Here is an 18,920-nt window from a genome sequence, read left to right as displayed (position 1 = left end):
CCGCGTGCCTTCCTGCGCGCGTGCACTCGTCGATCGTGACGGCGACTGGGGGAGGAGTCGGGCTCAGCCTCGCGGCTACTGCGCGAGCTTCTCTGCGATACCCGTGTACGTCGCCGGGGTCAGCGCGAGCAGGCGCTGCTTGGCGGCGTCGCCGATCTCGAGACCCTGCACGAACTCGGCGAGGTCGGCCGCGCCCACCCTGTGGCCGCGCGTCAGCTCCTTGAGGAGTGCGTACGGGTCGGTGATCGTGGAGCGTCCGGCGACGACCTCGGCGCGGATGACGGTCTGGATGGCCTCGGCCAGCACCTCCCAGTTCACGTCGAGGTCGGCGAGCAGCACGTCACGCGAGAGCGAGATCGCGTTCAGGCCGCGGCGCAGGTTGTCGAGCGCGAGCAGCGAGTGCCCGAAAGCCACGCCGATGTTGCGCTGCGTGGTCGAGTCGGTCAGGTCGCGCTGCAGGCGGCTGGTGACCAGCGTCTGGCCGAGCGATGCGAGCAGGGCGCCCGAGATCTCGAGGTTCGCCTCGGCGTTCTCGAAGCGGATCGGGTTGATCTTGTGCGGCATCGTCGACGAACCGGTGGCCCCGGCGACCGGGATCTGCGCGAAATAGCCGAGCGAGATGTAGGTCCAGATGTCGGTGGCGAGGTTGTGCAGGATGCCGCCGGCGTGACGCACGCGGTCGTACAGCTCGACCTGCCAGTCGTGCGACTCGATCTGGGTGGTGAGGATGTTGAAGCCGAGCCCCAGGCCCTCGATGTACTCGCGGGCGATGGTCGGCCAGTCGGCGTCGGGGTCTGCGGCCAGGTGCGCAGACCAGGTGCCGGTCGCGCCGGAGAACTTGGCCAGGTAGTCGGAGGCGGCGATCTGACCGCGCACCCGTTCGAGGCGCCAGGCGAACACCGCGAGCTCCTTGCCCATCGTCGAGGGCGTCGCGGGCTGGCCGTGCGTGCGCGAGAGCATCGCGGCGTCGGCGTGCTCGACGGCGAGCTCGCGGAGCTTCGCGATCACGGTGTCGAGGGCCGGGAGCCAGACCTCCTCGACAGCGCGCTTCACGGTGAGGGCGTAGGAGGCGGAGTTGATGTCTTCACTCGTGGCCGCGAAGTGCGTGAGTTCGGCGATGCCGTCGAGTCCGAGCGTCGAGAGTCGATCGCGCACGAGGTACTCGATCGCCTTCACGTCGTGCTGGGTGACGGCTTCCTTCTCGGCGAGCCAGTCGATCTCGGCCTGACCGAAGTCGCGGTAGAGGGCGCGCAAGCGCTCCTTGTCCGACTCCGGCAGCGGCGAGGTCTCGAACAGCGAGCGGTCGGTGAGGGCGATCAGCCACTCGACCTCGACCTCGACGCGCGCCCGGTTCAGGCCGGCCTCGGACAGGAAGTCGGCGAGACCGGTGACGGCGCCGCGGTAGCGACCGTCGAGCGGGCTCAGGGGCTGCGGCGGGAGCGAAGGCTGGAAAGTCAGGGGAGTCCTCCTGATCGGGCCCCTCAGATGCGGGGCGTGCGGGGGAGACGCAGAGCGGGTTCGAGCTGGCGGAACAGGCCCCGAGTCGCCGCCTCAATCATACCGAGCACGGAATCGAACATCTCCGCGCCCGCGTAGTAGGGGTCGGGCACGTCATGGGTCGTGGCGTTCGGGTCGAAGGCGAGAAGCAGGGTGACCTTCCCCTCCTCGTCCTCGTCGTGCGCCCATTCCCGCAGGATGCGCTCGTGCGTGCGATCGAGGGCCACGACGAGGTCGTTGTCCGCGAAGGCCGCGGCGGTGAACTGGCGGGCGCGGTGCTGGGAGCCGTCGTAACCGCGACGGGCCAGGGAATCGATCGTGCGGTGGTCGGCGCGCTCGCCGAGATGCCAGTCGCCTGTTCCGGCGCTGCGCGAGACGATGCGCGGGCCGAGTCCCTGCCGCTCGGCGAGGTCGCGGAAGACGACCTCGGCCATGGGAGAGCGGCAGATGTTCCCCGTGCAGACGAAGATCACGCGGAAGGGATCCGGGGATGTCACACCTACATTCTGCCCGGTCGCGGGCCTCCTGCACAGCGCGCACCGCCTCGCGCGATCCTCTGCACACCCTGACCGGGCATCCATCTCTCCACCGTTCGCGGCGATCGGGCAGGGCGAGAAGCCCGTGATCCCGGAAGCTGGGGCCATGTACTCGTTCGTCAACATCCTCGATGTCGGCTCCGTGCACCTCGGCGACCTGCTTCTCGCCTCCCAGGAGATCGGAGAGGCGATCTCCACGCTCGAAGAGGCCGGGGCGACTCTGGTCGTGCTCACCGATCGCTCCGACTGGCAGTCCGAGGGGTTCCGCGCGCTGAACGCTTTGCTCGAACGGCTGCGCGACGACACCGGAGTCGAGATCGGACACCTCACGGTGCGGAGATGGGAACTCGGCGGGGCGGTATGAGCGGCGGAATGAGGGCGGCGGAATGAGCATGGTCGCAGGCAGGGAACCGTCGGCGGATGGCGGGGGATTGAGCATCGATCACGGCGGGGCGATCGCCGTCGACACCGAGCAGCTGCGCGATCTCGGGGCACGGATGCGATCGGTGGCGTCGGAGTACGAACACGCACGCGCCGCGGTCCGCCGGGCACACGCGCTCATCTCCTCGGCGCCGGAGACCGGTTCGGGAGTCGATGTCGGTGCACTGCAACGGAGTGTCGAGCGGATCGATGAACTGTGCGTCGAGATCGAGAACGCCTGCACGGGAACCCTGGTGATGGCTGACGCGTTCGAGGTGGTCGAGCTGCGCGCGCAGGCGGAGGCGCTCGCCCTCACCGATGCCGCGGCGGCGAGCGCCGTGCAGGCGCGCGCCGACCGGCTCGTCGCCGATGACGAACGGATCGGGACCATGGCCGAGTGGCTGGTGGCCGGCTGGAAGGAGCGGCGATTCGAGGGACTGGGCGAGCAGTACGACCTGGCGGGGGCGCTCCCGCCGCTGTTCCTCGCCGGGGCGATGGTGGGCGTCGCATCCGGGCTCGGCACGGTCCGGCCGGGGATGACGCTGGCGGGGAAGGCCGATCCCGTGCAGGTGATGCCCGTGAAGACGTCGGCTCCGAATGCGCCTGCCGGCCTCGCTGCGGCATTCCGTCGCATACCGGGAGCGGCCTCGCAGGTCGCGGTCGAGAAATACACGATGGTCGGTGGGGCGACCCGGTATGTGGCCTACGTCGCCGGGACTCAGGAGTCCCTGCCGTGGCGGTCGGGGAAGTCCGAGCCGTGGGACATGAAGTCGAACATCGAGCTCTATCAGGGCCGCGCATCGGCGTCGTATCAGGCCACGGTCGACGCGTTGGGCGCGGCGGGGGCGAGGCCGGGGGATCAGGTCGACGTGGTCGCGCATTCGCAGGGCGGGATGATCGCCGCCCATCTCGCGATGGAGAGCGATTTCGAGGTGTCGATGCAGCTGACCGCGGGGAGCCCGACCGAACCGACGCTCGGAGAGGATCAGACCCTGGTCCAGCTCCGCCACACCGACGACGTCGTCTCGGCGCTCGCCGCCGGGGGCTCCGCGGCCGGCACGGGATCCCCCGACAGCTTCACGGCCTCGCGCGAAGGGGATCCGCACGACGGGATGCAGGATCTGCAGTTGCAGACCCACCATCTCGAGACCTACATCGAGACAGCGGAGATGGTGGATGCGTCGGGCGATCCCCGCGCCGAGGCTCTCGACGACTACTGGGACGAGCTCGGCCAGGCGGTCGAGGTCGAGCGGACCGAGTACCACGCCGAGCGAAAGGGGTGATGACCGACTTCGAGATCAGCCGGCTGCTTTTCGAGCGGCGGGAGGAGCGCGCTTTCTCAGTCGCGGCGGCTCTTGCTCTGCGGGCGCAGGATGAAGCCGAAGATGCCGTTGATGATCGAGATGATGAGCGCGGCCACCACGCCCCACCAGAAGTCGCCGACCGTCAGGCCCCAGCCGAAGCCACTCGTGATCCAGGCCGTCAGCCACAGCAGGAAGCCGTTGATCAGGAACCCGATCAGCCCGAACGTGATGATGTAGAGCGGGAACGCGACGATCTTCACCACGGTGCCGATGATCGTGTTCACGAGGGCGAAGATCGCGGCCACCGCGAGCAGGGTCAGCACCAGCTGCAGCGTCTCGCCGGGTGGGAAGGCGGTGATCACGACCTGCAGGGCGGGGATGAGCGTGACGACCCAGAGGGCGAAGGCGTTGACGACGACGCGGATGATGAAGCGCATAGTCCGACCAGTGTCCCACGGACGCCCGCGAGATGTCAGCGCGCCGTGTCTTCCCGGATATGGGCGGCAATGACCTGCGCGATCTGCTTCAAGTCCAACTGACTCTGTGCGACGTCGAGGACGAGGTCGAATGCCTCGTCGTTCGTGAACGTCGGCTCGTAGCCGTTGAGTCGGATGAAGATGAAGGTGAGGTAGAGCGAGATGCGCTTGTTGCCATCGAACAGCGCGTGGTTCTGAGCTACCGAACTGATCAGCGCGGCGGCCTTCTCTTCGAACGTCGGGTACGCGTCGGCGCCGAACATCCCTGCGGATGGTCGAGCGAGCGCGGAGAAGAGCAGTCCTTCGTCGCGGACGTGCAGGCCGAGCTTCGCGATCAGGGCGAGGGCCTGTTCCGGCTCGACGTACTCGATCGCCATCGCTCAGGCATCTTCGAGGCGCTTGAGCGTGTCGGCGTAGCGCTCGGTGATCTCGTCCGCGATGGAGAGCACGCGATCAGTCTTCGACTCGCTGTTCGCGAAGCGCGTCGCCGCCTCGATGATCACCGCGTGCTTCGAGGTGTGCCGGGCACGTGCGATCGCCTCGAGCTGCGCATCGAGTTCTTCCGGAAGTCGCACCGTCATCGCCATACCAGAATGGTACCACCGCGAATCGGTCGTCGACAGGGGAGAAGCCGCCGGGGAAGAGCCTGCTGCCCTCGTAGACTCGACCTCGTGACCGAGCCGATCCTGCCCCGCATCCGTCCCGCCATCGCCGCTCTCGCGCCGTACCGTCAGGGCAAGCAGGCAGGGCCCGACGCGTTCAAGCTGTCGAGCAACGAGAACCCCTTCGATCCGCTGCCCTCGGTGCTCGAAGCCCTGCAGAGCACGACGCCGATCAACCGCTACCCGGATGCCACCGCCGGCCGCCTGCGCGCGCGTCTCGGAGCCCGTTACGGGGTCGAGCCCGACCAGGTGCACGTCGCTTCCGGCAGCGTGTCGATCCTGCACCAGCTGATCCTCGCGACCGCATCGGTCGGCGATGAGGTCATCTACGCCTGGCGTTCCTTCGAGGCCTACCCGAGCCTGCCGCTCGTGGCGGGCGCGACCGGGGTGCAGGTTCCGCTCACCGCCGACTCCCGCCACGACCTCGACGCGATGGCGGACGCCGTGACCGACCGCACCCGTGCGATCATCCTGTGCACGCCCAACAACCCGACCGGTCCGATCATCACGTCGGCCGAGTTCACCGCCTTCGTCGAGCGCGTCCCGAACGATGTCCTGATCATCCTCGACGAGGCGTACGCCGAGTTCGTCACGGCACCCGACGCGGTCGACGGTCTCGCCGAGCGCGTGTTCGAGCAGCACCCGAACGTCGTGGTGCTGCGCACCTTCTCGAAGGCCTACGGCCTCGCCGGCCTCCGCGTCGGCTACGCGATCGGTCACGAGAAGGTGCTCGACGCCGCGCGCACCACCGGCATCCCCCTCTCGGTCACGTCCGCCGCCGAGAACGCCGCGATCGCGAGCCTCGACGCCGAGCCCGAGCTGCTGGAGCGTGTCGCCGTGATCGTCGAGCGACGCGCCCGCCTGGTCGAGGGCCTCCGCGCACAGGGCTGGGACGTCCCCGACTCCCAGTCCAACTTCGTCTGGCTGCCCGCAGGAGAGCGCACCGACGAGGTCGCTGCGGCCTTCGTCGAGAACGACCTCATCGTCCGGCCGTTCTCGGGGGACGGCATCCGCATCTCGGTGGGCGAGGAGGGCTCCATCGACCGCGTGCTCGAGGTGGCGGCTTCGGTCCGCTGAGCCGTCGCCGCACCGGCCCGGGGCGGTTTTCCGCGGTTTTCTCCGGGTTCCGGGCAGTTACAAGGGCGTCCTAGGTATGCGTGATGACGCATGCGGGCGCGGGTAGCGTGAGAGCGTGACCACCTCCGAGACACCCCTTGTGAGCGTTCTGGACGAGACCGGACGGTACGCCCCGTCCGCCGCCGCAGAACGGTACCTTCCCCTGATCGAAGCGATCGGCGACGCCGAACTCGAGCAGTTCTACCGGGACATGGTCGTCATCCGCGCGATCGACACCCAGGCGACGAACCTGCAGAGGCAGGGGCAGCTCGCGCTGTGGCCGCCGAGCCGGGGGCAGGAGGCGGCGCAGGTCGGCTCCGGTCGTGCGGCCCGTGCGCAGGACACGATCTTCCCTTCGTACCGCGAGCACGCGGTGACCCGCATCCGCGGCGTCGACCCGGTCGACATCATCAAGCTGATGCGCGGTGTCTCGCACGGCGGGTGGGACCCCACCGACCCCAAGAACGGCAACACCCGGCTGTACACCCTGGTGCTCGGGTCGCAGGTGCTGCACGCGGCCGGCTACGGGATGGGTCTCGCGTTCGACGGCCGCACCGGTACAGGCGACCCGGACCGCGACGAAGCGGTCATCGTCTACTACGGCGACGGCGCGTCCAGCCAGGGAGACGTGCACGAGGCGATGGTCTTCGCCGCGAGCTACCAGGCGCCGACCGTCTTCTTCCTCCAGAACAACCACTGGGCGATCTCCGTGCCCGTCTCCACGCAGTCGCGTGTGCCGCTGGTGCAGCGCAGCGCCGGCTACGGCATCCCGAGCGTCCGGGTCGACGGCAACGACGTGCTCGCCAGCTATGCGGTCTCGCGCACGGCTCTCGACGAGGCCCGTGCCGGCAACGGCCCGCAGGCGATCGAGGCCGTCACCTACCGGCTCGGCGCGCACACCACCAGCGACGACCCGACGAAGTACCGCGGCAGCGACGAGGAGCAGTACTGGGCCGGTCGCGACCCCATCGTCCGGATGCGCGCGTTCCTCGAAGGACGCGGTGCCTCGGCGCAGCTCTTCGCCGACGTCGAGGCCGAGGCGGCGGATGCCGCGGAGGATCTGCGCGCCCGCACGGTCGAGCTGGGGCCGCCCAGCCCGGACAAGATGTTCGACCACGTGTACAGCGAGCCGCATCCGCTGATCGACCAGCAGAAGGCCTGGCGCGCGCAGTACGAGGCGTCGTTCGAAGACGCGTCGCTCGAAGGAGGAGCCCGGTGACTCTCGAGACGATGCCGCTCAGCAAGGCGCTGAACGCGGGTATGCGCAAGGCGATGGAGAACGACCCGAAGGTCCTGCTCATGGGCGAGGACATCGGCAAGCTCGGCGGCGTCTTCCGTGTGACGGAGCACCTGCAGCGCGACTTCGGCGACCGCCGGGTGCTGGACACCCCGCTGGCCGAGTCGGGCATCGTCGGGACCGCGATCGGCATGGCGATGGTCGGTTTCCGTCCGGTCATCGAGATCCAGTTCGACGGCTTCGTGTTCCCCGCGTTCGACCAGATCACCACCCAGCTCGCGAAGCTCACCAACCGGCACGAGGGCGCCATCAGCATGCCGATCGTGATCCGGATTCCCTACGGCGGGCACATCGGCGCGGTCGAACACCACCAGGAGAGCCCCGAGGCGTATTTCGCGCACACCCCGGGTCTGCGGGTGGTCTCGCCGTCGACGCCGAACGACGCGTACTGGATGATCCAGGAGGCGATCGCCTCGAACGACCCGGTGATCTTCATGGAGCCGAAGAGCCGCTACTGGCAGAAGGGCGAGGTCGAGCTCGATTCCTCCGCCGTGCCGCTGCACTCCTCACGTGTCGTGCGCACGGGCAGTGACGTGACCCTCGTCGGCCACGGCGCGATGGTCACCACCCTCCTGCAGGCCGCGGCGCTCGCCGAAGCCGAGGGCACGAGCTGCGAGGTCGTCGACGTGCGCTCGCTGTCGCCGGTCGACTACGAGCCCATCCTCGACTCGGTGCGCAAGACCGGACGCATGGTCTACGCGCAGGAGGCCCAGGGCTTCGGAAGCATCGGCGGGGAGATCGCGGCGACCGTGATGGAGCGCGCGTTCTATGCGCTCGAAGCTCCAGTGCTGCGCGTCTCCGGCTACGACACCCCGTTCCCGCCCGCGAAGCTCGAAGGCGCGTACCTCCCGGATGCCGACCGCATCCTCGAGGCCGTCGATCGCTCACTCGCCTACTGACATCCCCGCTCGGCCGAAAGGACTCGTCATGAGCACGCAGAACTTCACCCTCCCCGACGTCGGGGAAGGCCTGACCGAGGCCGAGATCGTGGCCTGGAAGGTCGCCCCCGGCGACACGGTCGCGATCAACGACGTGCTCTGCGAGATCGAGACGGCCAAGTCGCTCGTCGAGCTGCCGTCGCCGCACGCGGGTGTGGTGGGCGAGCTGCTGGTCGAGGAGGGAACGACGGTCGAGGTCGGCACGCCCATCATCACCTTCGTGACCGAGCCTGCTGCGGGTGCAACGGCCGCTCCCGTTGCCGTGGCTCCCGCCGCAGAAGAGGGCGGCGGATCGGTGCTGGTCGGCTACGGCACGGGAGGCGGCGCCACTTCGCGTCGCAAGCGCCCGGCCGAGCGTCTGGTGCGCTCGTCGGTGGGCGTGATCGCGAAGCCGCCGATCCGCAAGCTCGCGCGCGACCTCGGCGTCGACCTCACCACGGTCGCAGCGACCGGCGCCGACGGCGAGGTCACCCGAGACGACGTCATGAAGCACGCGTCGCAGGCGAGCGTCTTCCGCAACATCGAGACTCCCGAGTGGGGAGCCGTGCGCGAGGAGACCGTGCCCGCACCGCAGGCTGCACCGGCAGGGCTCGCACGCGGACTCACTCCGACCCAGCCTTCGGCCGCCGGCGACGACCGCACCGAGTCGATCCCGGTCAAGGGTGTGCGCAAGGCCACGTCTTCGGCGATGGTGCAGAGCGCATACTCGGCCCCGCATGTGACGGTGTGGAAGGAGATCGACGCCAGCCGCACGATGGAGCTCGTGAAGCGTCTGAAGGCCTCGCCCGACTACGCCGATATCCGCGTCTCGCCGCTGCTGATCATGGCTCGCGCCGTGATCTGGGCCGCCCGTCGCACGCCGATGGTGAACGCGGCCTGGATAGAGACCGAAGCCGGTGCGGAGATCGCCGTGCGCCACTACGTGAACCTCGGGATCGCCGCCGCCACCCCGCGCGGCCTGCTGGTGCCGAACATCAAGGACGCGCAGGACCTCGGCATGAAGGACCTGGCGCGGGCTCTGAACCGTCTGACGCTCACGGCGCGCGAGGGCAAGACTCCACCGGCCGATCAGCAGGGCGGCACGATCACGATCACGAACATCGGTGTGTTCGGGATGGATGCCGGGACGCCGATCATCAACCCCGGCGAGGCGGGCATCGTGGCGATGGGCACCATCAGTCAGAAACCGTGGGTCGTCGACGGCGAGGTGCGTCCTCGTTGGGTGACCACGGTCGCAGGCTCCTTCGACCACCGCGTGATCGACGGCGACGGCATGAGCCGCTTCATCGCCGACGTCGCCTCCGTGCTCGAGGAGCCCGCGCTGCTCGTGGACTGACCCCGCGTCGGTCAGCGTCAGATCAGGCGAACGCGCCGGATCATGCCGATCCGGCGGCAAGTTGCCGGTTCTCGCAAGATGGCCTGATGTCGAGGCTGGGGCGCGCAGGGCGGCGCCGGATCCCGCGTCAGGCGCTCGCGCGGAGGCGCTCCTCCGCCAGACGCGGCACCGCGTGTTCCCTTGCCGCCTTCCGGGCGGTCGCCACGGCACCCCGTGACACGACCTCGGCCCCCAGCGTCGACGCCAGGATCTCCGGTGCCGGCAGGTGCAGTTCCTCGGGCAGGATGCGACGGGCGGCGGTCAGCACGGGTTCGATGCTCTCGGCGACCGCTCCGCACACGATGACGCGCGCCGGGTCGTACATGCTGCCGAGCACGCCGACGATGCGGGCGACGGTGGCCCCGACGCGCGAGGTGACCAGCACGGCGTCCGGGTCGCCTGAGGCCGCGAGGGTCAGGACGAGCCGGGGGTCGATGCGGTCGGCCTCGACGAGCCGGCCGACGGTGCTGTCGCCGGCGATCTCCCCGGAATCCACAGCTGCACGCACCTGATCCTGCACGGCGTAGCGGAGCCCGAACGCCGAACCCACACCCACGATGTGGTCGAAGACGACGCCCTCGCCGACACCGCCGTGCGCACCGTGCAGCACATGGCCGTCGACCACCACGCCGCCGCCGAACCGTTCGCTCGCGAGCAGCGCCACGTAGTCGCGGCATCCGATCGCCGCGCCCTCAGCGCCCTCGGCGATGGCGGCGAGTTGCGCGTCGTTCTTGATCTGCACGACCGGGGCCCAGTCGCTCAGTGCCTCGGCGAGTCCAGGGTTGGTCCGTTCCCAGAAGCCGTCCGGGTGAGGTGGGGAGATGCCGTCGCGGTTCACGGGCGCCGCGACGCCGACGCACAGCGCGAGCACCTGGTCGCGCGTCACCTCGGCCTCGGCGAGCGCATCGTCCAGGCGCTCCAGTATCGCCGTGCGCCGCTCGGGCGCCGACTGCCCCGGCTCGAACTCCACGCGGTGATGCACGAGGGTCCGATCGAGGGGGTCGGCCACGGTCACGGCGAGGTGGGTGTCTCCCGCGTCGACACCGATCACGACCCCGAGATCGGGGGCGAGGACGAAGCGACGCGAGGGGCGGCCGGAGCGGTAGGTGCCCGCGGCGCGGGCGTTCGGCAGCTCGCGCAGCACCTCGGCCCCGACCAGCGTGTCGATGGCGTCGATCGCGGTGGAACGGGTCAGGGAGGTGCCGGCCATCGCCTCGGTCGCGGTGAACTCGCCGGCGGTCCAGGCGAAGTCGAGGACGGCACCGACGCTCGCGCGTCCGGTTCCCAGGTCTGCGGAGACTTCTGTCATGGCCCTTGACCTCCCTGTCCTCCAATGAGAGAGTACCGTTCGATAGAGTAAATTCGCTCACTAGATTTAGTGTATGAATTTATATGACGGAAGGACGACGGTGTCTGAGAGACGAACACGCGCGGTGCGAGCGGCGGCCGCGGCCCTGGGGGTCACCCTGGTCGGCACAGCCCTCGCGGGTTGCGCCGCCGACACGGGAGCGGAGACCATCCGCTTCACCTTCAGCAAGCGCGAGGCGATCGAGTTCATGACCGCCCTCGTCGCCGAGTACAACTCCTCGCAGAGCGACGTGAAGGTCGAGATCGACACCTCGGGCGTCGATGTCGTCTCGGCGAGTTTCGTGCGGGGCAACCCGCCCGACATCATGCTCGCCAACTACAACTACGAGATCGCCCGGTTCGTGCAGCGCTGCGCGCTCACCGATCTCGCAGGCACCGACGCCGCCGCGGGCATCCGCGACGATCTGCAGCCGCTGATGGACCAGTACGGGTCCTGCGAGGGCCGCACCAGCGCCCTCCCGTACTCGGTGATGGCCGCGTCCGTCATCTACAACAAGGAGATCTTCCAGGCGCAGGGCCTCGAGGTCCCGCAGACCTGGGACGAGCTGCTCGCGGTGTGCGACCAGCTCAAGGCCGCCGGCATCGATCCGTTCTACGGCACGTTCAAGGACGACTGGACCGTGGGCCAGGGGTGGTACGACTACACCGACGGCGGCTCGGTGGACGTGATCGATTTCTTCGATGCCCTCGCCGATGAGGGCGCGGACGTCGGTCCCGACTCCGCGGTCTCGTTCTCGAAGGACTTCGCCGAGCCGATGGACAAGATGATGCAGCTCGCGAACGACTACACCAACGCGGATGCGCCGAGCCGCGGCTACGGCGACGGCAACCTCGCTTTCGGCAAGGGCGAGGCCGCGATGTACCTGCAGGGCCCGTGGGCCTTCAGCGAGATCGCGAAGACCGCACCCGACCTGCAGCTGGGCACCTTCCCGCTGCCGATGACCGACGACCCGGCCGACCTCGGCGTGCGCGTCAACATGGACCTGGCCGCGATGATCCCCGAGGGTTCTCGCCATCAGGAGGCCGCCCGCGACTTCCTCGAGTTCCTCTACGAGCCGCAGAACATCGAGGAGTACAACGCCTCGCAGCTCGGCTTCACCCCGACGAAGGGTGCTCCCGCCCCCGACGACCCCCGCATCGAGGGAATGGTCGAGTACTACGACAACGGGCAGATCTACCAGGGCCCGTCGGTGCTCGTGCCCAAGACGCTTCCGATCATGAACTACGCGCAGGCGATGGTGCTCGGCGCCTCTCCGACCTCCATCCTGCGCACGATGGACGCGGACTGGGCCCGCATCGCCTTCCGCGCGCCGATCCCGTCGACGAAGGACGCCGCGTCCGCTTCCGGCGCCCCATCCGCTTCCGGCGAGACAGAGGAGTCCGCGCCATGAGCACCACCACCCCCACCACGCCCACCGCGCCCGGTGACAGCACGACCCTCATCGTCACCGGCGGCGACCGGAAGCTCCGGCGGCACACGCGTCGCGTCGAGCCGATCTACTACCTGTTCCTGCTGCCGACGCTGGTGCTCTTCACGCTCGCGATCACGGTTCCGGGAGTCATCGGCATCTTCTTCAGCTTCACCGACTCGATCGGCATCGGGGAGTGGAGCTTCAACGGACTGACGAACTACATCGCGCTGTTCAGCGATCCGTCGATCCTGCAGAGCTACCTGTTCACCTTCGGGTTCTCGATCGCTACGGTGATCGTCGTCAACGTGGTCGCGTTCCTGCTGGCGGTCGGGCTCACCTCGCGCATCCGCTTCAAGACGGGCCTGCGCACGATCTTCGTGATCCCGATGGTGATCTCGGGCATCATCATCGCCTACGTCTTCAACTTCCTGTTCTCGAACTCGATCCCCGCGGCTGGCGCGGCGGCCGGCATCCCGTGGCTCGAGACGAGCCTGCTCGCCAACCCCGACCTCGCCTGGATCGCCATCGTCATCGTCACCGCCTGGCAGGCCGTGCCCGGCACCCTGCTGATCTACATCGCCGGCCTTCTCTCGGTTCCCGGCGAGGTGTACGAGGCGGCGAGCATCGATGGCGCCAGCAAGGCGCAGCAGCTCACCCGCATCACGCTCCCGCTCGTCGCGGGCTATGTGGTGATCAACGTGATCCTCGGATTCAAGGGGTTCCTGAACGCCTACGACATCATCGTCGGCCTCACCAACGGAGGCCCCGGAACCTCCACCCGCAGCGTCGCGATGACGATCATCGCGGGCTTCAACGGCGGCGACTACGCCTATCAGATGGCCAACGCGACCATCTTCTTCATCGTCGCCGTGCTCATCTCCCTCCTCCAGCTGTCGCTGACGCGCGGAAGGAACGCACTCTGATGTCGACGCAGACACTCACCACTGTCCCCACCTCGGGCAAGAAGCCGCGCGTGCGCATGGAGCGCGTCAACTGGTCGGGCACGATCATCCTGATCCTGTGCGCCGTGACCGTGCTCCTGCCGCTGTACGTGACCATCTCGATGGCGCTCAAGACCACGGGTCAGGCGGTCGACGGCAATGCCTTCTCGCTGCCGGCCCCGTTCAGCGTCGACGGTTTCGTCGAGGCGTGGACGCTGACGAAGTTCCCCGTCGGTGCGGGCATCTCGCTGCTGGTCACCGCCGGCACCGTGATCGCGACGATCGTGCTGGCGGCCTTCGCCTCTTACGCCATCGTGCGCAACTGGGACCGTCGGCTGTTCCGCTACTCGTTCTTCTACCTGCTCGCGGCGATGTTCATCCCGTTCCCGGTCGTGGCTCTGCCGCAGATCCAGCTCACCGGACGCGTCGGGCTCGACAACCCGTTCGGTGTGATCATCCTCGCGACCATGTTCCAGCTGAGCTTCAGCGTGCTGCTGTTCACCGCGTTCCTGCGCTCGATACCGATCGAGCTCGAGGAGAGCGCGCGCATCGACGGAGCCACGACCTGGCAGACGTTCTGGAAGCTCATCTTCCCGCTGCTCGCCCCGATGAGTGCGACGGTCGGCATCTTCGCCTTCCTCTACGCCTGGAACGACTTCATGATGCCGTCGCTCATCATCGCCGATCCGGCGCTGCAGACGCTGCCGGTGCGGCAGAACCTGTTCCAGAACCAGTTCAGCAACAACTACAACGTCGCCTTCGCCTCGTACCTCATGGCGATGGCGCCCGCGATCGTGGCCTACCTGTTCACGCAGCGGTGGGTCATGGAGGGCGTCACCCAGGGCGCCGTCAAGGGCTGACCGCCGCACCGCTCGAACCGCTCGAAGCCACCGAAGAACCCGAATCACTCGAAGCCACCGAATCACCGGAAACACAGAAGGAGTCCTCCCCTCATGACCGACGCGCTTCTCGCCGAGACCCGCACCGCCGAAGACGCCGCGTGGTGGCGTCAGGCCGCCGTCTACCAGATCTACCCGCGCAGCTTCGCCGACGCGAACGGCGACGGCATCGGTGATATCCCGGGCATCGTCTCCCGGGCCGACTACCTGCAGGGCCTCGGTATCGATGCGGTCTGGCTCAGCCCGTTCTATCCGTCCGCGCTCGCCGACGGCGGATACGACGTCGCCGACTACCGTGACGTCGACCCGCGGCTGGGCTCCCTCGCCGACTTCGACGACATGGTCGAGGCGCTGCACTCCCGTGGCATCCGCGTGATCGTCGACATCGTCCCGAACCACTCGTCCGACCAGCACGAGTGGTTCCAGGAGGCGCTCGCTGCGGGGCGCGGCTCGGCGGCGCGCGACCGCTACATCTTCCGCGAGGGCACCGGACCCGACGGCTCCGAGCCGCCGACCGACTGGGACTCGGTGTTCGGCGGCAGTGCCTGGGAGCGCGTGGAAGACGGGCAGTGGTATCTGCACAACTTCGCCGTGGAGCAGCCCGACCTGAACTGGGACCACCCCGAGGTGCGCGCCGACTTCCTGAAGACGCTGCGCTTCTGGTCGGACCGCGGTGTCGACGGATTCCGCATCGACGTCGCCCACATGCTCACGAAGGACCTCAGCGAACCGCTGCCCTCGCGTGCCGAGCTCGACGCGATGGACCGCACCTCGGGCACGCACCCGATGGTCGACCGTGACGACGTGCACGAGATCTACGCCGATTGGCGTGCGGTGTTCGACGAGTACGACCCGCCGCGCACCGCCGTCGCCGAGGCCTGGGTGGAGACGCCGGAGCGCCGGGCGAAGTATGCGTCGGCCGAGGGGCTCGGGCAGGCGTTCAACTTCGATCTGCTGGTCGCCGACTTCGACGCCGCGCAGTTCCGCAGCATCATCGCCGACAACCTGCAGCAGGCGGCGGCGACCGGATCGTCGACCACCTGGGTGCTGTCGAACCATGACGTCACCCGCCATGCCACCCGCTATGGGCTCCCGGCACTGAACGGCCGTCCGGTCAAGCAGGGCACCGAGTGGGTGAAGGCCGGCGGTCCGGCGGACGCACTCGACCGTGAGGGCGGGCTCCGCCGGGCGCACGCGGCTACCCTGCTGCTGCTCGGCCTGCCTGGCAGCACCTATCTCTATCAGGGGGAGGAGCTCGGTCTCCACGAGGTCGCGCAGATCACGCCGGAGCAGCGTCAGGATCCGGGCTTCTTCCGTGGTGCCGAGTTCGACGGCCTCGGTCGGGACGGATGCCGCGTGCCGCTGCCGTGGACCGCTGCGGGGTCCTCGTACGGATTCGGGGCCGCAGGCGCGCACCTTCCGCAGCCGGAGTGGTTCGCGCAGTATGCGGTCGACGTCGAGGCGGCGGACCCGTCGTCGACGCTCTCGCTGTACCGGGAGGCCCTGCGCCTGCGGCACCTGCTGCAGACCGGCGAGACCCTGGAGTGGATCGAGACCGGCCGCGACGATGTGCTGCGCTTCGCCCGCCCGAACGGCTGGCAGGTGGTGTCGAACTTCGGCGCCGCGCCCGTCGACCTCGGTGCGGATGCCGCCGACGTCGTGCTCGCGAGTGCTCTGCTCGAGGGCTCGACGCTTCCCGGCGAGGCCACGGTCTGGATCGCGCCGGCCGAGCTGCGCGCCTGAGCTCCCGCAGCTGCGAAAAAAGAGACGATCCGCGTCACGCGCGGGGTGTTGATCACAGACACCCCGCGTGAACGTCCAATCGTCTCCGTTTTGGCGGGCGGGCAGGCAGGCAGGCAGCGGGGCGGGCAGGCAGGGCGAAGGATTTGATAATGGTTCTCATTAGCGTTTAGAGTGAAGGCATGAAGAAGCCCGTCGTCGCCCTCGCCCTCGCATCCGTCGCCGCTCTCACGCTGGCCGGATGCTCCACCCCCTCGGCGGGGGAGGGCGACGACGGCACCATCACGGTCGTCGCGAGCACCAACGTCTACGGCGACATCGCCGCGACGATCGGCGGCGATCGCGTCGACGTGCAGTCGATCATCACCTCCGCCTCGCAGGACCCGCACTCCTACGAGGCGAGCGCCCGCGACCGGCTCACGGTGCAGAAGGCCGACCTCGTGATCGAGAACGGCGGCGGCTACGACGCCTTCATCGACACGCTGCTGCAGGACGCGAAGGACCCGCATGTGGTCACAGCCGTCGAGTACTCGCACGACTTCCCCGGGAACGAGGGTCACGACGAGGCGGGCCACGACCACGCCGACGAGTCGGCGAGCGCTGCCCCCGAGGAGAGCGACGCGCCCGAGGACGAGGCGCACGATCACGCCGACGACGAGGCCGGGCACGAGGGCCACGACCACATCGAGGGCTTCAACGAGCACGTCTGGTTCGACCCGCACACCATGATCCACGTCGTCGAGGCCATCGCCGATGAGCTGACCGAGCTCGACCCCGACGGTGCGAAGGAGTTCGCCGCGAACGCGGCCACCCTCACCGCCGACCTCGAAGGCTTCGAGACCGAGCTGGCGACCCTCAAGACGGAGGCGCCCGACGTCGACGTCTTCATCACCGAGCCGCTGCCCGGCTACCTCGCCGCAGCCGCCGGATTCACCGATGTCACCCCCGACGGATTCGCCGAGTCGGTCGAAGAAGGCACCGACGTCGCCCCGGCCGTGCTGCTGCAGGCGCTCGACGTGATCGGCAGCGGTCAGGTGACGGCACTGCTGACCAACGCGCAGACCGGCGGGTCCGAGACCCAGCGCGTCGAAACCGCGGCGAAGGACGCCGGCATCCCCGTCGTCGCCTTCACGGAGCTGCTCGAGGACGGATCGTCGTACTCTGAGTGGATGAGTGACGCGATCCAGAGCCTCGCCGCCGCCGTCAAGTCGTGAGCGGCGCCGCACAGCGCGGGAATCCGGTCCTCGAGATCTCCGACGCGTCGCTGCAGCGCGGTGATCGCGAACTCTGGACGGGCCTCGACCTCACGGTCGAGCCGGGGGAGTTCATCGCGGTGCTCGGCCCCTCCGGGTCGGGCAAGACCACCCTGCTGCGGAGCATCCTGGGCTTGCAACCGCTGTCTTCGGGCACGATCCGCGTCGCGGGTGAGCCCGTGCACCGCGGTAACTCCCGTATCGGGTACATCCCGCAGCAGCGCTCGCTCGCCCCCGACACGAGCATGCGAGCCCGCGACCTCGTCGCCCTCGGCGTGCAGGGGAGCCGCTTCGGCTTCCCGATCCCGCACCGTGGCGACCGCGCCAAGGTCGACCACCTGCTCGAGGCGGTCGGCGCCTCGCACTTCGCCGATCGCCGGGTCGGACTGCTCTCCGGCGGCGAGCAGCAGCGACTGCGGGTCGGTCAGGCCCTCGCCGATGAGCCGGCCCTGCTGCTGTGCGACGAGCCGCTGTCGAATCTCGACCTCGCGAACCAGGTCGCCGTGACGGACATCATCGATCGTCAGCGCCGTGAGCGCGAGGCGGCGGTGCTGTTCGTCACCCATGACATCAATCCGATCCTCGGCCGGGTCGACCGCATCCTCTACATCGCCGGCGGACGGTTCCTGCTCGGAACTCCCGACGAGGTGCTGCAGACGCGCGTGCTCACCGACCTCTACGGCACTCCAGTGTTCGTGCTCCGCGCGGGCGACCGGCTGGTGGTCGTGGGCGTGCCGGACGCCGAGCCCCACCACGACCACGGCGACCACGAGCACGGACACCACGAGCACGGAGGAGCGGCATGAGCGTCGCGCTGGGCATCGTGCCGCTGGTCGATTGGAGCGACGTCTTCTCGTTCCAGGACTACGGCGAGCTCGTCACCCTGCTCGCGAACTCGATCATCGCCGGCGCGGTGCTCGGCATCGTCGGCGGACTCATCGGCGTCTTCGTGATGCAGCGCGACCTGGCTTTCGCGGTGCACGGCGTGAGCGAGCTGTCATTCGCGGGAGCGGCTGCCGCCCTGCTCTTCGGCGGAAGCGTGGTGGCCGGGTCTCTCGGCGGAGCGCTCGTCGCCGCCATCCTGATCGGGGTCCTCGGGGCCAAGGCCAGGGACCGCAACTCCATCGTGGGTGTGCTCATGCCGTTCGGCCTGGGCCTCGGCATCCTGTTCCTCTCGCTCTACGACGGCCGCAGCGCCAACCGCTTCAGCCTGCTCACCGGCCAGATCGTGTCGGTCTCGAGCCCCGACCTCGGCTGGCTCATCGGCATCAGCATGGTCGTGCTGATCGCGCTGCTGGTGATGTGGAACCCGCTGCGGTTCGACTCGCTCGACCCGGAATCGGCCGCGGCCCGCGGCGTGCCGACCCGTGCCGTCAGCCTGCTGTTCATGGTGCTGCTCGGCCTGATCGTCGCGGTGAGCGTGCACATCATCGGTGCGCTCCTGGTGATGGCGTTGCTGGTCACCCCCGCGGCCGCCGCGATGCGCGTCACCGCAGGCCCCATCGCCGTGCCGTTGCTGGCCGCGCTGTTCGGCTTCGTGTCCGCGGTCGGCGGCATCCTGCTGGCCCTCGCCGGCACGCTCCCGGTGAGCCCGTACATCACAACCCTGTCGTTCACGATCTACGTGGTGTGCTGGATCGTGCAGAAGGCGCGGGCCCGAGTGCGCCGTGTGCGGGCCTGAGATCC

Annotated in this window: 19 protein-coding genes; 13 read left to right on the top strand and 6 right to left on the bottom strand. The window is 68.8% G+C overall.

Features of this window, described 5'->3' with window-relative positions; genetic code table 11:
- Positions 1–75: 75 nt before the first annotated feature.
- Entirely contained in the window at positions 76–1,458 is a 1,383-nt protein-coding gene (gene purB, locus DW307_RS10550; protein ID WP_046399053.1) for an adenylosuccinate lyase, read from the bottom strand.
- A 23-nt stretch (positions 1,459–1,481) separates the two neighbouring features.
- On the bottom strand, positions 1,482–1,931 hold the full coding sequence (locus tag DW307_RS10545; protein ID WP_231479804.1) for a low molecular weight protein-tyrosine-phosphatase: 450 nt from the start codon (positions 1,929–1,931) through the stop codon (positions 1,482–1,484).
- A 208-nt stretch (positions 1,932–2,139) separates the two neighbouring features.
- Here DW307_RS10545 and DW307_RS10540 point away from each other — a divergent pair, with 208 nt between their 5' ends.
- Positions 2,140–2,397: a hypothetical protein gene (locus DW307_RS10540; protein WP_168441023.1), complete on the top strand. Its 258-nt coding sequence runs from the start codon at positions 2,140–2,142 to the stop codon at positions 2,395–2,397.
- 22 nt (positions 2,398–2,419) lie between these two features.
- A complete protein-coding gene (locus DW307_RS10535) occupies positions 2,420–3,736 on the top strand; it encodes a hypothetical protein (RefSeq protein WP_136024683.1) in 1,317 nt (438 codons plus the stop codon).
- Positions 3,737–3,792: 56 nt separating this feature from the next.
- Here DW307_RS10535 and DW307_RS10530 read toward each other — a convergent pair whose 3' ends face one another.
- The 3 genes from DW307_RS10530 to DW307_RS10520 are packed head-to-tail and all read right to left on the bottom strand — an operon-like array spanning position 3,793 to position 4,820.
- The gene (locus DW307_RS10530) at positions 3,793–4,194 is read right to left on the bottom strand and encodes a phage holin family protein (protein WP_021201595.1); all 402 of its coding nucleotides are present in this window, start codon (positions 4,192–4,194) and stop codon (positions 3,793–3,795) included.
- A gap of 35 nt (positions 4,195–4,229) precedes the next feature.
- Complete coding sequence (locus DW307_RS10525; protein WP_136024682.1) at positions 4,230–4,610, bottom strand: type II toxin-antitoxin system death-on-curing family toxin; 381 nt, start codon at positions 4,608–4,610, stop codon at positions 4,230–4,232.
- A 3-nt stretch (positions 4,611–4,613) separates the two neighbouring features.
- Positions 4,614–4,820, bottom strand: coding sequence for a ribbon-helix-helix protein, CopG family (locus tag DW307_RS10520; protein ID WP_021201597.1), 207 nt, complete (start codon positions 4,818–4,820; stop codon positions 4,614–4,616).
- Between the two features lie 84 nt (positions 4,821–4,904).
- Between DW307_RS10520 and DW307_RS10515 the strand changes: the two genes are divergently transcribed.
- From DW307_RS10515 to DW307_RS10500, 4 genes are all read left to right on the top strand, one after another.
- Complete coding sequence (locus DW307_RS10515) at positions 4,905–5,972, top strand: histidinol-phosphate transaminase (RefSeq protein ID WP_136024681.1); 1,068 nt, start codon at positions 4,905–4,907, stop codon at positions 5,970–5,972.
- A gap of 115 nt (positions 5,973–6,087) precedes the next feature.
- Complete coding sequence (locus DW307_RS10510) at positions 6,088–7,230, top strand: thiamine pyrophosphate-dependent dehydrogenase E1 component subunit alpha (protein ID WP_136024680.1); 1,143 nt, start codon at positions 6,088–6,090, stop codon at positions 7,228–7,230.
- An 11-nt stretch (positions 7,231–7,241) separates the two neighbouring features.
- On the top strand, positions 7,242–8,207 hold the full coding sequence (locus tag DW307_RS10505; RefSeq protein ID WP_029264836.1) for an alpha-ketoacid dehydrogenase subunit beta: 966 nt from the start codon (positions 7,242–7,244) through the stop codon (positions 8,205–8,207).
- 28 nt (positions 8,208–8,235) lie between these two features.
- Positions 8,236–9,582, top strand: a complete 1,347-nt coding sequence (locus DW307_RS10500) for a dihydrolipoamide acetyltransferase family protein (RefSeq protein ID WP_029260643.1) — start codon at positions 8,236–8,238, stop codon at positions 9,580–9,582.
- Positions 9,583–9,709: 127 nt separating this feature from the next.
- Here the strand turns inward: DW307_RS10500 and DW307_RS10495 are convergent, their stop codons facing one another.
- On the bottom strand, positions 9,710–10,930 hold the full coding sequence (locus DW307_RS10495; protein WP_029264834.1) for an ROK family protein: 1,221 nt from the start codon (positions 10,928–10,930) through the stop codon (positions 9,710–9,712).
- A gap of 100 nt (positions 10,931–11,030) precedes the next feature.
- Here DW307_RS10495 and DW307_RS10490 point away from each other — a divergent pair, with 100 nt between their 5' ends.
- The 7 genes from DW307_RS10490 to DW307_RS10460 all read left to right on the top strand — a co-directional run bounded on the left by DW307_RS10490 (position 11,031) and on the right by DW307_RS10460 (position 18,915).
- On the top strand, positions 11,031–12,380 hold the full coding sequence (locus DW307_RS10490; protein ID WP_136024679.1) for an ABC transporter substrate-binding protein: 1,350 nt from the start codon (positions 11,031–11,033) through the stop codon (positions 12,378–12,380).
- On the top strand, positions 12,377–13,324 hold the full coding sequence (locus DW307_RS10485; RefSeq protein ID WP_172889164.1) for a carbohydrate ABC transporter permease: 948 nt from the start codon (positions 12,377–12,379) through the stop codon (positions 13,322–13,324). The genes DW307_RS10490 and DW307_RS10485 overlap by 4 nt, the downstream gene beginning before the upstream one ends.
- The gene (locus tag DW307_RS10480) at positions 13,324–14,202 is read left to right on the top strand and encodes a carbohydrate ABC transporter permease (RefSeq protein ID WP_021201606.1); all 879 of its coding nucleotides are present in this window, start codon (positions 13,324–13,326) and stop codon (positions 14,200–14,202) included. The genes DW307_RS10485 and DW307_RS10480 overlap by 1 nt, the downstream gene beginning before the upstream one ends.
- A 93-nt stretch (positions 14,203–14,295) precedes the next feature.
- Complete coding sequence (locus DW307_RS10475) at positions 14,296–15,984, top strand: glycoside hydrolase family 13 protein (protein WP_136024678.1); 1,689 nt, start codon at positions 14,296–14,298, stop codon at positions 15,982–15,984.
- A gap of 179 nt (positions 15,985–16,163) precedes the next feature.
- On the top strand, positions 16,164–17,195 hold the full coding sequence (locus DW307_RS10470; protein WP_136024677.1) for a metal ABC transporter solute-binding protein, Zn/Mn family: 1,032 nt from the start codon (positions 16,164–16,166) through the stop codon (positions 17,193–17,195).
- Positions 17,192–18,040, top strand: a complete 849-nt coding sequence (locus DW307_RS10465; RefSeq protein WP_136024676.1) for a metal ABC transporter ATP-binding protein — start codon at positions 17,192–17,194, stop codon at positions 18,038–18,040. Before DW307_RS10470 ends, DW307_RS10465 begins: the two co-directional genes overlap by 4 nt.
- Positions 18,037–18,915, top strand: coding sequence for a metal ABC transporter permease (locus DW307_RS10460; RefSeq protein WP_240750605.1), 879 nt, complete (start codon positions 18,037–18,039; stop codon positions 18,913–18,915). The genes DW307_RS10465 and DW307_RS10460 overlap by 4 nt, the downstream gene beginning before the upstream one ends.
- Positions 18,916–18,920 lie beyond the last annotated feature (5 nt).

This window comes from Microbacterium sp. K27 (assembly GCF_004794435.1).
GTDB lineage: Bacteria > Actinomycetota > Actinomycetes > Actinomycetales > Microbacteriaceae > Microbacterium > Microbacterium maritypicum_A.
Note: the sequence above shows the minus strand (reverse complement) of the source record. Positions and strands in the feature narration are given on the sequence as shown.